Source organism: Streptomyces sparsus (assembly GCF_054776295.1).
Genome location: NZ_BAAHCA010001525.1, coordinates 1 through 741, shown reverse-complemented (window position 1 = coordinate 741; position 741 = coordinate 1). Strand labels below are relative to the sequence as shown.

Sequence of the window (741 nt, the reverse complement as noted above, 5' to 3'; positions counted from 1 at the left end):
CGTCGACCTGGGGGCGGGCGCCGACCGCGACGAGGCCGAACGCGCCCTGCTGGCGCTGCGCGGCATCGGCCCCTGGACCGCCGGTTATGTCCGGATGCGGGCGCTCGGTGATCCGGACGTCTTCCTGCCGGGGGACGCGGGAGTCCGCCACGGCCTGGAACGGCTGGGCGCGACCGTGGCGCACAGCGCCGCGTGGCGGCCGTGGCGCTCGTACGCCCTGCACCTGCTGTGGATCACCGCTTCGACGAAGGACGTCTGACCATGCTCTACACCCGATGCCCGAGCCCGCTGGGCGAGCTGCTGCTGGCCGGTCCCCGTCCGGGTGTGCTCGCCTCGGTGAGCCTGCCCGGCCAGCGTGGCGGGGCCGTCACCGGGCCCGACTGGGTCCGTGACGACACCGCCCACGAAGCCGCGGTGTCCCAGCTGGCGGCCTACTTCGCCGGTCAACTGACCGACTTCGCACTCGAACTCGCGCCCTCCGGAACGGAGTTCCGGCGCCGGGTGTGGGAGGCGCTGGACCGTGTCCCGTACGGCAGCACCGTGACGTACGGGACGCTGGCCGCGCTCGCGGGCGTGTCACCCCGTGCGGTCCGGGCGGTCGGGGGCGCGGTGGGCGCCAATCCGCTGTTGATCGTGCGTCCCTGTCACCGGGTGGTGGGGGCGAACGGCACCCTCACCGGGTTCGCCGGCGGCCTGCCGGCCAAGCGCAGCCTGCTCGACATCGAGGGCGCCCTGCTGCCC

1 protein-coding gene and 1 pseudogene are annotated in these 741 nt (G+C 74.6%); both read left to right on the top strand.

The genetic code is table 11. From position 1 onward, the window contains the following. Positions 1-259 (top strand): annotated as a pseudogene (locus ACYVE9_RS29410) (DNA-3-methyladenine glycosylase 2 family protein); the annotation flags it as partial. A gap of 2 nt (positions 260-261) precedes the next feature. Beyond that, positions 262-741 (top strand): methylated-DNA--[protein]-cysteine S-methyltransferase (locus ACYVE9_RS29405; protein ID WP_461030923.1); only part of this gene is annotated, 480 nt, incomplete at its 3' end.